At 71.8% G+C, this 14,810-nt stretch carries 10 protein-coding genes and 1 pseudogene; 9 read left to right on the top strand and 2 right to left on the bottom strand.

Features of this window, described 5'->3' with window-relative positions:
• The 7 genes and pseudogenes from SD460_RS16335 to SD460_RS16365 form a co-directional block, all read left to right on the top strand.
• Entirely contained in the window at positions 1-1,206 is a 1,206-nt protein-coding gene (locus tag SD460_RS16335) for an ATP-grasp domain-containing protein (protein ID WP_290057122.1), read from the top strand.
• Positions 1,203-2,462: an MFS transporter gene (locus SD460_RS16340; RefSeq protein WP_290057121.1), complete on the top strand. Its 1,260-nt coding sequence runs from the start codon at positions 1,203-1,205 to the stop codon at positions 2,460-2,462. The genes SD460_RS16335 and SD460_RS16340 overlap by 4 nt, the downstream gene beginning before the upstream one ends.
• A 2-nt stretch (positions 2,463-2,464) precedes the next feature.
• A complete protein-coding gene (locus SD460_RS16345; RefSeq protein ID WP_290057120.1) occupies positions 2,465-3,799 on the top strand; it encodes a glutathionylspermidine synthase family protein in 1,335 nt (444 codons plus the stop codon).
• Between the two features lie 14 nt (positions 3,800-3,813).
• Positions 3,814-4,491 carry a cyclase family protein gene (locus SD460_RS16350; RefSeq protein WP_290057118.1) on the top strand — a complete coding sequence of 226 codons (678 nt, stop codon included), beginning with the start codon at positions 3,814-3,816 and terminating at the stop codon, positions 4,489-4,491.
• Positions 4,484-5,641, top strand: a complete 1,158-nt coding sequence (locus SD460_RS16355; protein WP_290057116.1) for a DUF362 domain-containing protein — start codon at positions 4,484-4,486, stop codon at positions 5,639-5,641. Before SD460_RS16350 ends, SD460_RS16355 begins: the two co-directional genes overlap by 8 nt.
• Positions 5,638-6,972 (top strand): anthranilate synthase component I family protein, encoded by a 1,335-nt coding sequence (locus SD460_RS16360; RefSeq protein ID WP_290057114.1) that lies wholly within the window; start codon positions 5,638-5,640, stop codon positions 6,970-6,972. Before SD460_RS16355 ends, SD460_RS16360 begins: the two co-directional genes overlap by 4 nt.
• Positions 6,906-7,511: pseudogene (locus tag SD460_RS16365) on the top strand (anthranilate synthase component II); the annotation flags it as partial. The gene SD460_RS16360 and the pseudogene SD460_RS16365, both read left to right, overlap by 67 nt.
• A 14-nt stretch (positions 7,512-7,525) precedes the next feature.
• On the opposite strand, the gene SD460_RS16370 reads toward SD460_RS16365, so the two are convergent.
• Positions 7,526-7,792, bottom strand: a complete 267-nt coding sequence (locus SD460_RS16370; RefSeq protein ID WP_290057113.1) for a hypothetical protein — start codon at positions 7,790-7,792, stop codon at positions 7,526-7,528.
• Between the two features lie 774 nt (positions 7,793-8,566).
• Positions 8,567-9,487 carry an ArsR/SmtB family transcription factor gene (locus SD460_RS16375; protein ID WP_290063069.1) on the bottom strand — a complete coding sequence of 307 codons (921 nt, stop codon included), beginning with the start codon at positions 9,485-9,487 and terminating at the stop codon, positions 8,567-8,569.
• 363 nt (positions 9,488-9,850) lie between these two features.
• Between SD460_RS16375 and SD460_RS16380 the strand changes: the two genes are divergently transcribed.
• Positions 9,851-13,075, top strand: coding sequence for an AfsR/SARP family transcriptional regulator (locus SD460_RS16380; protein ID WP_318306318.1), 3,225 nt, complete (start codon positions 9,851-9,853; stop codon positions 13,073-13,075).
• A gap of 131 nt (positions 13,076-13,206) precedes the next feature.
• Positions 13,207-14,808 (top strand): carboxylesterase/lipase family protein, encoded by a 1,602-nt coding sequence (locus SD460_RS16385; protein WP_318306319.1) that lies wholly within the window; start codon positions 13,207-13,209, stop codon positions 14,806-14,808.
• Positions 14,809-14,810: the final 2 nt, after the last annotated feature.

Below are 14,810 nucleotides of genomic sequence, written 5' to 3' on the forward strand. Positions count from 1 at the left end.
ATGCCGAACCTGGTCATGGTGATGCCGTACCAGGCGTACCTCCGGAAGGCGCAGGCCGAAGGCTTCCGGATCACCGCGATCTGGGACCCGGCCGAAGCCGGCCGGCTGTTCGGCGCCCGGGCCCCCGAGTACCTCCGCGAGGTCGAGGCGCAGGCCGACGGCTTCCGCCTCGTCGACTTCACCGACGAAACCGCCTACGCGCAAGCGATCCGCGACGCGGCGGCCGACGCCGACTTCGTCTGGCACGTCGGCAGCGAAGAGAGCATGCAGCTCGCCTACGACGTGGCCGACGAACTCGGCAAAGCCGTCAACTCGCCCCGCTCGGTCGCCCTGCTCAACGACAAGCTCGCGATGCGCACCCTGCTGCGGGACAAGGGGATCTCGTCGGTCCGGTTCGCCACGGCGGACCACCCCGCCGAGATTCCGGAGCTACTCAGGGACTTCGAACTCCCCGTCGTGGTCAAACCGGCGCGGTTGTCCGCCAGCCGCGGCGTCTTCCTGCTCACCGATCCGGCCGACCTGCCGGCGTGGAACCGCGAACTCGGCGGCTACGAAGGCCCGTTGCTGGTCGAGGAGTACCTGCGCGGCCCCGAGTTCAGCGTCGAGACGCTGACCGTGCGGGGGGAGCACCACGTCGTCGGCGTGACGCGGAAGCTGCTCGGCCCGCTGCCGCACTTCGTCGAGCGGGGACACGTGCACGGCGAGCCCGAGACACCGGAAACCCGGCAGGTCGCCGCGCTCGCCGTGGAGCTGCTCGACGCCGCCGGGTACCAGTGCGGGCCCGCGCACACCGAGGTCATCCTGACCGATGGCGGGCCGCGGATCGTCGAGTCGCAGGCCCGGCTCGGCGGGGACAAGATCCCGAACCTCATCGAGCACGCGCGGGACTTCGACGTCAAGCGCGCGATGTTCGCCGCCCTCGCCGGCCGGACGTCACTCCCCGGAGCGACGCGGAAAGTCGGCCACATCGCGTACTTCAGCTTCCCCGCCGGCACGCTGCGCGAAGTGTCCGGTTTGGATGAAGTGCGAGCTCTGGACTTCGTGGACACCCTCAGTTTCCCGTTCGCGCCCGGTGACGTGCTGCCGGAGACGGTGAGCTCCAAGACCCGCCACGGGTTCGTCATCCTCACCGGTTCCGAAGACACCGCGCAAGCCCACGCCCGCGCCGCCCGCGTCCGGGACCTGATCGAGGTGGAGGTCCGATGAGGAACTTCTTCGCACTGCACCGCAACGTCCGGCTCCGGATCGGGCTGGCGTTCGTCCACAAGCTGATCGACGCGATGATCCTCACGTTCATCGCCATCTACCTGGCCGCGCACGTCGGGGTGGCCGTGGCCGGCGCGCTGATCCTGGTGTTCGCCGCGTTCGCCGTCGTCGGCATGCTGGCCGGCGGGCACCTCTCCGAACGCTGGGGACGGCGGCCCGTGCTCATCATCGGTGACCTCGTCGGCACGGCGTTCCTCGCGCTGATGGCGGTCGCCTACTACGCCGGCTGGGGCGCGCTCGCGGTGTACTTCAGTTACGCCATCGTGAAGTTCGGGACGAACCTCGCGCTGCCGGCCAACGACGCGACGATCATCGACGTCACCCCGCCCGCCGACCGCAAGTTCGTCTACACGGTCAACTACTGGGTCATCAACATCGCCCTCGGCACCGGCGCCCTGCTCGGTGCTTTCCTCTACAGCCGGCACTTCGGCGCGGTCATCCTCGGCGGCGCGATCGGCATGGCCTTCGCCCTCACCATCACCGTCACACTGGTGGCGGAGACCAAACCGGACACCCCGCGGCCGCCCACCAAGCTCACCGGGCTCGCGCAGTTCGCCGAGGGCTACAAGGTGGTGCTCGCCGACTCGACGTTCCGGCGGCTGATCATCGCCGCCACCCTGATCCTCACCCTCGAAGGCCAGCTGAGCACGGCGATCGGGATCCGGCTGTCGACGGACTTCCCGACGCAGCCGGTCTTCCCGTTCGGCGACGTCACCGGCGTGCAGATGCTCGGCGTGCTCAAAGCAGTGAACACCGTGCTGGTGGTCGTCTTCGCGCTGGTCGTCAACACGCTGCTGCGCCGGATGCCCGATCGTTCCCGGCTCTACGCGGGCATCGCCTTGTACGCGGGCGGGTTCGCGGTGCTCGCGGTCACCGACAACGCTTGGCTGCTGCTCGCCGCCGTCGTCGTGCTGACCGTCGGCGAACTGATGAACCTGCCGGTCCAGCAGGCGCTGCTGGCGGAGCTGGCGCCGGAGGAGGGCCGGCCGCGGTACCTGGCCGCGTACTACCTCCACATCCGGTTCGGCCAGGTCGTCAACTCGGTGCTGGTCAGCCTGAGCGCGGTGCTGGCCACGCAGGGGATGGCCGCGATCTACCTGCTCTTCGGCGTCGTGATCATCCTGCAGTACCGGGTGATCCTGGCCCGCCGCGCAACGCCAGCGGCCACTCCCGTCCCCGAAACCCTGGGAAGGTAACCATGTCGGCACGGTCCGATCGGATCACCGAGGCCTACCTCGCCGGGTGCGAGGCGCCGGACGGCCCGCTGCGCCACGCGCGGGCGAGCCTCGAGCTCTCGGAAACCAAGCGCCTGTCCTGGCCCCGCCTGCTGCCGCGGCCGATCTTCGTCGACGAGGCCGAATACCGGGCGTTCGGCCGCGACCTCGTCACGATCTACGAGCTCGTCACGGGCCTGCCGCGGCGGATGTACGGCGGGGACTTCGACCGGTTCCGCACCGCGCTGGGCATCGACGACCGGCACGCGACACTGATGTGCCGCCTGCTCGGCGAGGGGCCGCCGCCGCTGTACGGCCGGGCGGACGTCTACTTCGACGGCTCGGCGTTCAAGCTGCTCGAATACAACATCGGCAGCGCGCTCGGCGGCCTGGACATGGTGGGCACGCTACCCAAGGCGTACCTGAAGGTCCCGGCGGTCGCGGAGTTCGCCGCCGAGCACGATCTCGGCTTCCTCGACATGGGATCGGATCTCGCGGAGGCGTTGCGCGGCGCGGGAAAGACCATCGGGGTGGGCGAGCCGGTCGTCGCCATCCTCGAAGGACCCGGCGGGATGGCCCGCTACGGCCACCAGCGCCGCGCGATCGCGGAACTCCTCGCGGAGAACGAGATCGACTGCCGCGTCGGGGAAATCGGCGACCTGCGGTTCCGCCGCGGGAAGCCGTACCTGGACGGCGCCGGCGTCGACGTGATCCTGCGGTATTACGGCCTCGAGGAAATGCTCGAACAGCCCGACTGCGACGAGCTCCTGGAGCCGGTGTTCCGTGCGCACGAGGCCGGTCAGGTCGTGGTGTGGACGCCGACGAACGTGTTCGGCAACAAGGGAACGCTGGCGATGCTGTCGGAGTTCGCGGAACTGTTCACAGTGGACGAACGCGCGGTCATCGAGCGCGTGCTGCCGTGGTGCCGCATGCTCGGCCGTCCCGGCGCCGGCCCGGACACCCGGCGCATCGACGACTGCGTGGCCCGCCAGGACCAGCTGGTGTTCAAGCCGGCCGGGCTGTACGGCGGCCAAGGCGTCGTCATCGGCAAGGAGGTCGACGCGGCGACGTGGCGGGCGACCCTCGACGCCGGCTCGCGCGCCGGGTCGCTCGTCCAGGAGATCGTGCCCCCGAACGTGGAAGCGGTGATCGACCCGGAAACCGGCGAGCGCAGCGAATGGTACGCGCTCTGGGCCGCCTTCATGACGCCGTCGGGCCTGTCCGGCGGCGGGATCCGCGCCATCCCGCCCGGCGGCACCACGGTCATCACGATGATCAACAACACGACCGTCCGCAACACCTGCCTCTTCACCTGCTGAGCAAGGAGTAACTCGTGGTGGCCCGACTCGTCGACCTCACCCACGGCTTCTACGACGGAATGCCGTCCTACCCCGCCGACTGGTTCCCGAAGTTCGTCAGCGAGCGCTCGATGACGCCGGAAACGGACCCGTACGGCACCGAGCGCACGTTCTCGTACCTGCACGTCTTCCCGCACAACGGCACGCACATGGAGTACCGGCTGCACTTCTTCCCCGGCACCGAAGGCATCGACGAGGTGCCGCTGGAGACGCTGATCGGCCGCGCCTGCGTCGCCGACCTGTCCCACAAGGGCGAGCTGGACCCGGTGACCGGCGAGGACCTGGAGAAGACGCTTTCACCGGTGTGGCAACCGGGCGACCGGCTGCTCGTGCGCACCGACTACCTGCGGCACAACTGGGGACGGCCCGACTACTGGGACCGCCCGCCGTACCTGACGCCGTCGGCGGCGGAGTGGGCCATCGACAACGGCGCGAGCCTGTTCGGGCTCGACTGCCTCACCGAGCGGCCCGGCGACGCCGGATCGCCGGTGCACCACGCGCTGCTGGCCGCCGGGATCCCGCTGCTGGAGTACGTCACCAACATGCACGAGCTGACCCAGCAGGTCGTCCGGCTGTTCGCGCTGCCGACCAAAGTGGCCGGTGCCGAGGCCGCGCCGGCGCGGGTGATCGCGATGGAGGAGACGGATGACTGAGCAGGTCGCCCTCACGGCGGTCGGCGATGACGCCGGCGTGCCGGACGGCCTGGACCGGCTGCTCGACCTGCTCGGCGCGCCGCTGTCGGGGCTGCGGGCCGGCGACGAGGTGCTGATCAAGCCGAACCTGTTCCAGACCAGGCCGGGGTTCCACGTCAGCCCGGCACTGCTGGCGGCGATCGCCCGGGTCGTCGCCGAGCACGGGGCCCAGCCGGTGATCGCCGAGCGGACACACGCGATCTACGAACTGCTGAACGACCACGAAGCCGCGAAGTACGCCCGGATCGTCAGCTTCGACGACCTGCCACTGCGGATCACCGGCATCCCGGGCGCGACCTCGCTGCGGGTGCCGATCGCCGTCCCCGAACTGATCCTGGACTGCGACTTCTTCATCGGGGTCCCGCAGCTGCGCACGCACGCGAGCGTCGTCTACTCGAACGCGATGAAGAACCTCGTCGGGCTGCTGCCCGGGTACACCACCCGGATCGTCCACATGGCGGGCGTCGACGAGTCCACCGTGGACCTCAATGTGATGCGGCCGCAGGACCTCGTGGTGTGCGACGGGACCACGGTCATCGAGGGCAACTACCCGATGGACGGCCAGGCGCGGGAGGTCGGGTTCCTCGCCGCGAGCCGCAACGCCGTCGCGCTCGACGTCGCCGTCGGCACGCTGGCCGGGTTCGACCCGGACAGCGTGGCGTACCTGCGGGACGCGCACGCCCGTGGCATGGGTCCGTTGTCGCTGGACGACATCGAGCTGCTCGGCACGCCACTGTCCGAAGTGGCCTTCGACATGGTCAAGGCGCCGGTCGACATCGTCGTGCCGCGCGAGGGGATCCACGTGTACGCGGAGCACGCGTGCCCGGCGTGCAGCCGGTTCGTGGCCGGGGCGATGAAGGCGCTGGCCGAGGAGCTGTGCGCCTGGGACGGGGAGATGACGGTCATCTCGGGGCCGCAGGTGGAGCTGCCGCCGTTGCGCGGGGAAGTGGTGCTCGTCGGCAACTGCCTGTACGAGAGCCGGGACCTCGGGATCTTCGTCGAAGGCTGCCCGCCGCGGGCGATCCAGCTCGCCGCGTTCCGGTACGCGATGGGCAAGCCGGTCGGCGACCACGAGCGGACGCAGTTCCGGGTGCCGGCGGGCGTGCGATGATCACGTCCGCGCTGTCGGCGGGGGACCGGTTGCACCGCCACGTCGTTTCCCTGGCCACCACGGTCGATCCGGTGGCTGCCGCCGCGGCGCTCCGCCCGGCCGGACGGGTGATGCTCACGGCGGGGCCGGGCGGCTCGTCGCCCGTACTGGCCGTCGGCGAGCTGGCCGTCCTGTCGCACCCCGGCGGCGGTGCCCCCTTGACCGCCGCCGTTGACCTGCTGCGGAGCCTGGACCTGCCGCCGGGCACCACGGACGCCGAGGCGGCCTGGTTCGGGTTCCTCGCCTATGACGCGGCGCGGGACTTCGAACGGCTCCCGAGCCGGCACCCGGCGACCGGACGGCCGTCGTACGAGTTCTTCCTGCCCGAGGTGCTGGTCGCCGGCGGCCGCGTGATCGGCCGCGGCCCGACCGCTGCCGCCGCGCGGACGGCGGCCAAGCAGGTCGCCCGCACCCTGGACCGGCTCGTCGTCGCTCCACTCGGGACGGTCGCCGTGGGCACCGGCCGGTTCGGCTTCGCCTACGACGAGTACGTCGACGCGGTGCGCCGCGCGCAGCAGCACATCCTCGACGGCGACGTCTTCCAGCTGGTGCTGTCGAACGCGTGGACCGCACCGGCCACTGTGGATGGCCTTAGTGTCTACAAGAGACTGACGGGGATCAACCCGTCCCCGTACCACTTCTGGTACGGCGGCCCGCGGTTCGAGGCCGTCGGCGCGTCCCCTGAGCCGTGCTTGACGCTGGCCGGGGGCCGCGCGCTGATCCGGCCGCTGGCCGGCACCCGGCCCCGTGGCCTCGACGGCCGCGCCGACCGGCTCGCCGAGGACGACCTGCGCTCGTCGGTGAAGGAACTGGCCGAGCACCGGATGCTGGTCGACCTCGCCCGCAACGACCTCGGCCGGGTGTGCCGCCCGGGCAGTGTCTCGGTCTCGCGGCTGATGGCGGTGGAGCGCTACTCGCACGTGATGCACCTGACGTCCGACGTCTGGGGCGAACCGGCGGTCGAGCGGGGCACGGACGAGCTGATCCGGGCCACGTTCCCGGCGGGCACGATGACCGGCACGCCGAAGGTGCGCGCGATGGAGATCATCGAGGCACTGGAGCCGTCGCGGCGCTGGCTGTACTCCGGCGCGGTCGGCTCGTTCGGCGTGTCCCATGTGGACCTGTACCTGACGATCCGGAGCATGGTCTGGTGCGACGGCGAAATCCGCCTGCAGGCGGGCGGCGGCATCGTCCACGATTCGGACCCGGCCGAGGAGTACGCGGAATGCCTGGCGAAGCTCGGCTCGGGCGCCCGCGCGCTCGGCGTGACGGTGGAAGGGACGGCCGCGTGATCTGCGTGCTCGACAACTACGACTCGTTCGTCTACAACCTGGTGCAGTACCTGGGGGATCTCGGGCTCGCGTGCGAGGTCCACCGCAACGACGAGATCTCCGTCGAGGACGTCGTCGCCCTCGACCCGGAGCTGGTGCTGATCTCCCCGGGCCCCGGCGACCCGGCGGACGCGGGCATCTCGATCGAGCTGGTCCGCCGCCTGGCCGGGCGCGTCCCGGTGTTCGGCGTGTGCCTGGGCCACCAAGCGATCGGCGCGGCGTTCGGCGCGAAGGTGGTGCACGCCGCCGAACCGATGCACGGCAAGTGCTCGGCCCTGACCCACGACGGCACCGGCGTCTTCACCGGGCTGCCGAACCCGTTGACGGTGGCGCGCTACCACTCCCTGGTGCTCGACCCGGCGACGCTCCCGGACGACCTGGTCGTGACGGCGTGGTCGGACACCGGCGAGATCATGGGCGTCCGGCACCGGGCGTTCCCGATCGAGGGCGTCCAGTTCCACCCCGAGTCGCTGTTCACCGACGAGGGCGTGGCGATGGTCGCGAACGCGGCGCGTCAGGCGAGCTCGGCCGAGACGACCGCGGGCAGCGCGCGGAGCCGGTCGAGCAGCGCGTCGATCTCGTCGCCGCCCAGCAGGACGGCGCAGACCATGCTGCTCTCGCGGACGCCGTCCTTGATGTCGACGGACAGTTCGTGCACGAGCGTGCCGTCGAGCCCGCGGACGAGGGCGGGGATTTCTTCGGCCCCGCCGGTGAAGTAGGCGGCGATCCGGCGCCGCAGCAGCATGGCCGGGCGGCTGGCGAAGGACGTGGGGCTGGACATGGCTGATCTCCACGGGGAAGTGCGGATGGGATCGGGGCCAGGTCCCGAGAAAAAGAGGTCACGAGCGCTGCGCGCCGGCAACCTGGGTTCAGCCGGCGCGCCGGACTACGAGTCGCAAGGACGAGTTCAGGCGCTGCACGGCGAAAGGCTAACACGCCCGCGCCCCGAGAAGGCAAGCCTCGACCGGGTGAGCGGTCCCGGCCGGCGTGACGTGAATGACTCATTCCTGTCGTCAGACGACAGGAATGAGTCATTCACGTCGTCGCGGCGCTGGGGCAGCTGGCCCGCGGTGGGCGTGGCGGGGCGGCTGGCTGCGGTAGGCGCGGCGGGGTCGGCGGGCGGCTTGCGAGGTCGCGAATGACTCATTCGGGACCTCCGGCGCCGCGAATGACTCATTCGCGACCCCCGAGGACCGCGGGCGACCTCAGCTCGGGCAACTCGCCCACGGCGGGCGTGGCGGGGTCGCGCGGTGGCCCGCAAGACATCCCGAGCCGGCTTCAGCGCTCCCGGCCTAGGGCAACTCGCCCGCGATCGGCGCGGCCGGGCGGGTCGTGCGGCGGCCCGCAAGGTCGCGAATGACTCATTCGGGACCTCCGGCGCCGCGAATGACTCATTCGCGACACCCGAGGGCCGCGCGCGACCTCAGCTCTCCCGACCTGGGGCGACTGCCCTGCCGTGCCGGGGCGGGTCGTGCGGCGGCCCGCAAGGTCCTGAATGAGTCATTCAAGACCTCCGGCGTCCTGAATGACTCATTCAAGACGTCCCGAGCCGGACTCAACTAGCCCGGATGACACCCAGCCCCAGCGGCGTGATCTCGTGGATCTGCGACTTCCCCGACCGCGCGCTCGTGATCAGCCCGCTCGCCCGCAGCACCGACGCGTGCTGGCTCGCCGTCGCCAGCGAAATCCCCGTCAACTCCGCCAGCTCGCTCGTGTTGCACCGCGTGATCGCGACCGTCATCAGCACCCGCGCCCGCGTGTGCCCCAGCAGCGCCGCCAGGGACGGGCCCGGCTCGGCGTCGCTGTCGAAGCGTCTGTGGCTGATCGAGTAGACCAGCACCGGGGGCAGGTCCGGGTCCTTGTACGTCGTCGGCATGCCGTGTGCGAAGAACGTCGGGATCAGCCGCAGGCCGCGGCCGGCGAGGTGCAGTTCCTGCTCGATCGGGAAGCGGACGCGCAGCACCGGCGGGGTCCACGTGATGTCCGGGTGCAACGTCGAGAGCAGCAGCTGCGGGCCGCCGCGGTCCAGGCTGGACTGCAGGCGGCGGCGGTCGCGGGCGACCGCTCGGCGGACCGACGGCCAGTCCGGGGCCACGCACTCGCGGTAGTAGTCGTGCAGGGCCGTGCCGAGGCGCCGCAGTTCGGCGGGTTCGCCCTCGCCGAGGCGACGCAGCCACGGGGGGACGCGGGTGCCCTGCGCCGCCAGCTCGGCGACGTCGGCGGCCAGCACCGGCGACGGCGTTTCGAGCACCGCCGAGACGCCTTCGCCGATGGTGCGGGCGCCGGCCGGGGTGAGGAAGTCGGGGCAGTAGCCGTACGGGGGGACCGCCGACATGAGCAGGCGGCCGGACTCGGGAACTGCGGAGCGTGACCCCCGGCGCCAGCGGCCGAACAGCGGCTCGCCTTCCGGGCGCCGGATCCGGTAGCTGCTCATCAGCAGTTCCCACATCGGGTCGGCGTCCTCGGCGATGGTCACCCTCGCCAGGTCCGCTTCCGTGAAGTGAATTTTCAACAACGCCGACCGCTCCCTTCCCGGCTGAGGATAACCCTGGTGGAGCGGGTTTTCGCTGGCACGGGCCCGACGTCACAGAGGTTCCGTGATCTGGGTCGCGAGTGGACGTTTCGGGCTGGCGCGAAACGTTTTCACGCCGGTTGACGCTGCTCGCGCGCCGCTGGCACGTTCGGCTCGACGAGAGTGTCTTCACCCGGCTGGGGGATGACGTGGTGACGATCTGAACACTTTCCGTCACTGGGGCTGAACTTTACTGGGGAAGGCGGACGCCCGCATGACGAACGACGCACGCAGAGCGCGGATCCTCCGGCGCACCGGAGGACGCCGATGACGGCCGACGAAGTCTCCTACCGCTCCGCGCCGGTGCGGACCCGGACCGCACCCGTGCTGACGCTCCCGGCCTTCACCGACCTCAAGTACCGGCTGCTCGGCCCGGTTTCCGCGGTCGGCGTCGACGGGCCCGCCCGGCTCGGCGGCCCGAAGCAGCGGACCGTCCTGGCCGCGTTGCTGCTCAACGCCAACCAGGTCGTCTCCGAAGACCAGCTGATCGAACTGCTGTGGGAAGACCGCCCGCCGGCGAGCGCGCGCGGGCAGCTGCAGGTCCGCGTCTGGGAGCTGCGCAAGCTGCTCGGCCGCGAAGTGATCGTGCGCCGCGAACCCGGGTACCTGATCGAGGTCGGGCCCGGCGAACTGGACACCGACGTCTTCGACGACGTCGCGAAGGACGCCCGGCGGCTCATCGAAAGCGGGGAGCCGCGCCGGTGTGTCGAGCGCCTGCGCGCGGTCCTCGAGCTGTGGCAGGGGCCGCCGCTGGGCGGGGTCACCGACGTGCTCGTGCGGCGCAGCGGCCAGATCCTGGCCGAGCAGCGGATGACCGCGCTCGAGACGCTCTTCGACGCCGAGCTCGCCACCGGACGGCACACGCACGTGGTGCGGGAGCTGCGCCACTTCGTCGACGAATACCCCTTCGGCGAACGGCTGCAGGAGCAGCTGATGCTCGCGCTGCAGCGCTCCGGCCGGACGCCGGAGGCGCTGGAGGTCTACACCGCGACCCGCGAACGCCTCGACGCCGAGCTCGGCGTCGAACCCGGCGAACGGCTGCGGGCGATGCACCTGCAGGTCCTCAAGGGCGAGGGCGACGACCCGCCCGAGCCGCCGCCCGCGGCTCCGGTGGGCGAGGTCGCCGGGCCGGCGCGGCCCGCCGAGCTGCCCCGGGACGTCCGGGGCTTCGCCGGCCGGACCGAGCAGCTGGCGCAGCTGGACCGCCAGCTCGCTGCGCGGGCCGGCGCCTACGCCTCGGACGTCTGGATCGTGCACGGCATCCCCGGCGTCGGGAAGACCGCGCTCGCCCTGCACTGGGCCCACCGCGTCCGGGAGCGGTTCCCGGACGGGCAGCTCTACGTGAACCTGCGCGGGTTCGACGCCGACCGCGAGCCGATGGAGCCGGCCGTCGCGCTGGCCCAGCTGCTGCGCGCGCTCGGCGCCGATCCGAGGCGGATCCCCGAGGAGGTCGACGCGCAGGCCGGGCTCTACCGGTCGATGCTCGCCGACCGGCAGGTGCTGCTGGTGCTCGACAACGCCCGCGACGCCGAGCAGGTCCTGCCGCTGCTGCCGCCGACCGGGACCGTGCTGGTCACCAGCCGGCACCGGCTCGGCAGGCTGGTCGCCGAGTTCGGCGCGTTCTCCCTCGGCCTCGGCGCGCTCACGGAGGCGGACTCGCGGGCCCTGCTCGGCGGCGTGCTCGGCGAAGGCCGGGTGGCGGCCGAGCCGGCGGCCGCGGGGGAGCTGGCCGAGCTGTGCGGGCACCTGCCGCTCGCGCTGCGGATCGCCGCCGCCAACATCGCGACCGGCCCGGACACCACGGTCGCCGCGATGGCCGCGGACCTCGCCAAGGGCGACCGGCTCAGGCAGCTCGTCGTGGACGGGGCCGAGGAAAGCGCCGTGACGCGGGCGTTCGCCGTCTCCTACGAGGCGCTCGCCCCGGAACTGCGGCGGCTGTTCCGGCTGCTCGGCCTGGCTTCGTGCCCCGACTTCACCGCCCGCGGTGCCGCGGCGCTCACCGGCGACCCGGTCGACGCGGTGGCGCGGCAGCTGCGGCTGCTGGCCGCGGCGCACCTGGTCGAACAGCACGTGGCCGGCCGCTACCGGCTGCACGACCTGCTGCGGGCGTACGCGCTGCGGCAGGCCGGCGCGCACGAAGCCCCGGCTGCGCGGGCCCGGGCGTGGCGCCGGTTCGTCGAGCTGTACCTCTCCGGCGCGGACGCGGCGGAGCGGATCTTCGGCAGGCGGCACGACCCGCGGCTGCCGCGCGAACCCGCGGTGGTGCCGGCGAACCCCCTCTCCTTCGCCGACTCCGCCGAGGCCGCGGCCTGGCTCGACGCCGAGCACGAGAACCTCTGCGCCGTCGTCACGCAGGCGGTGACCGACGGGCCGTACCCGGTCGCCTGGTACCTCGCCGACGCCGTGCGCTCGGCGTTCTACCACCGGGGACGGCGGGTCGACTGGGTCGGCATCGCGACCAAGGTCCTGGCCGCCGCGCGCCGCCTCGACGTGCCCGCCGTCGAAGCGGTCACCGCCCAGAGCATCGGGCTGGCGTTCGTCCACCGGGAACGGCACGAGCAGGCCGTCGAGTGGATGACCGAAGCGCTGCGGGTGTTCGAGCGCGTGGACTGGCCGGAGGGCAAGGCCGCGGCGCTCAACGCGTCCGCGATCGCGCTGCGGGTGGCCGGCCGGTTCGGGGAAGCGGCTTCCCAGTTCGAACTCGCGCTGGACCTGCAGCGGCAGTGCGGCTACCGGCTGGGCCAGGTGAGCGTGCTCAACAACCTGGCCTCGGTGCACCGGCAGCGCTGCCTGCTCGTCGAGGCCCGCGCGTGCCTCGACGAGGCACTGGAGCTCGCCGTCGCCGAGGGCTACCAGCTCGGCGAGGCGGTGGTTCTCGTCGGCATCGGCGTCGTCCAGCGGCTGCAGGGCGACCTGCCGGGCGCGCGGCGGTCGCTGACCAGGGCGTTCGACCTGCACAAGGCGCACTCCCACCCGTACGGCCAGGGTTCGGCGCTGTGCGGGCTGAGCCTGGTGTCGATCGACCTCGGCGAGTTCGAGCAGGGCCGCGCGCAAGCCGTGCAGGGGCTGGAGATCGCGCGCCAGGAACAGAACCGCGAGACCGAAGTGGGTGCGCTCAACGCGCTGGCCCGGGCGGAGGCGGCGCTGGGGGAGACGTGTTCGGCGGTCAGCCACCAGCGGGAAGCGGTCGCGGTGGCCCGGCACTGGGGTTCGCCGTGGCACGTGGCGGAAGCGCTGAGCGGCATGGCCTCGGTCCACGGTGCTCGCGGCGACCACGAAGAGGTCCTGCTGGTCGGCGCGGAGGCCCTCGACCTGGCCCGCAGCGGCGGGTTGCGGCTGATCGAGGTGCGCTGCCTGCTGGCGCTGGCCCGCGCCCACGCGGGTCAGGGACGGCGGGAGGAAGCCCGTCGCCTGTGCGAGGAAGGTCTCGGCCGCGCGACCGGCCTCCCCGCGTTGCAAACCCGGGCCCGCGAGGTGCTCTCCCGCCTCTGAAAGCCGTGAAGGCCTCCTTACCGGCCGTAAAAGCCGTGAAGGAGGCCTTCACGGCTTTGGGGAAGCGGAATGGAAGTGGGCGCGCTTAGCGTCCCGATCGTCCCTTCCGGCGAGAGAACTTCGGAGCTTTGATGAGATGGGGTAGAGCCATCGCCGCGGTCGGTGCCGTGGTGGCGCTCGCGGTGACGGGGGTCGCCGGTCCGGCGGCCGCCGACGCCGCGAAGTACGTCGGCGAGCTGGCGCCCACCGAGACCGGGCTGGTCCGCGGGAGCGCGGCCGCCGATCTGGTGACGTTCAAGGGGGTGCCGTACGCCGCCCCGCCGGTCGGGGCGCTGCGCTGGCGGGCGCCGCAGGCCGCGAAGGCGTGGGACGGCGTCCTCGACGCCACCAACTTCCGCAGCCAGTGCGCGCAGCTCGGCGGGCTCGGCGGGATCATCGAGTCCTACGAGGAGAACTGCCTCTACCTCAACGTCTTCGCGCCGAAGACGGCCGGGGTCAAGCCGGTCGTCGTGTGGTTCTACGGCGGCGGCTTCCAGAACGGCACCAGCGCCACCTACGACGCCGCGCGCCTGGCCGTGCAGGGTGACGTCGTGGTCGTCACCGTCAACTACCGCGTCGGCGTGCTCGGCTTCCTCGCGCTGCCGTCCCTCGACGGCGAGACGCCCGGCGTGCAGTCCGGCAACTTCGGCATCCAGGACCAGCGCGCGTCGCTGAAGTGGGTGCAGCGCAACATCGCCGGCTTCGGCGGGAACCCCGGCAACATCACCATCGGCGGCCAGTCCGCCGGTGCCGGTGCCGCCTGCATCCACCTCACTTCGCCCGCCTCGGCCGGGTTGTTCCAGCGCGCGATCGGCGAGACCTACAGCTGCGGTTCCCCGCTGCTCACCAAGGACGCCGCCGAGACCATGGGCACGACCGTGGCCACGCAGTTCGGCTGCGCCGACGCCGCCGCGGCCGCGAACTGCCTGCGGGGCAAGACCGACGTGAAGGCGCTGATGCAGGCGTGGCCGCCGCTGCCGCAGGGTCCCGTGGCCGGCGGCAGCGAACAGCCGCTGCAGCCGATCGACGCGTTCCGGCAGGGCAAGTTCTCCCGCGTGCCGATGCTGTGGGGCAACAACCGCGACGAGATGCGGATGATCGTCAGCATCCAGTACGACGCCTCGGGCAACCCGGTCACCGCCGAGTCGTACCCGCAGATCATCCGGACCACCTTCGGCGTGGACGCCGACCGCGTCCTGGCGCGGTACCCCGCGTCCGCCTACCCGACGCCGGGTCTCGCGCTGTCGCAGGTGCTCAGCGACGCCGGTGACGACCAGCTCGCCACCTGCCAGCACGTCACGGCCTACCGGGCCGCGATCGCCGGGCAGGCCAAGCTGTTCGTCTACCAGTTCTCCGACCGCACGGCCCCGCCGGTGGTCGACATTCCGGGCTTCGACGAGGGTGCCGAGCACGGCGCGGAACTGAACTACCTGTTCCCGAAGTTCACCGGCGCGACGCTGAACGCGCAGCAGCAAGCGCTCTCCGACCAGATGGTGAAGTACTGGTCGACGTTCGCCCGCACCGGCGACCCGAACGCTTCGGGCCTGCCCGCGTGGCCGCGGTTCAGCACGGGAACGGCTCGTGACGCGCTGTCGCTGGACCTCGCGTCCGCCGGCGGCAACCAGCGGATCGACCTGGCGACACGCAGCCAGTGCGACTTCTGGGCGACCGTGCCGCCACCACCGGGCGCCTGAAA

The sequence above is a fragment of the Amycolatopsis solani genome, assembly GCF_033441515.1.
In the GTDB taxonomy this organism is placed as follows: domain Bacteria; phylum Actinomycetota; class Actinomycetes; order Mycobacteriales; family Pseudonocardiaceae; genus Amycolatopsis; species Amycolatopsis solani.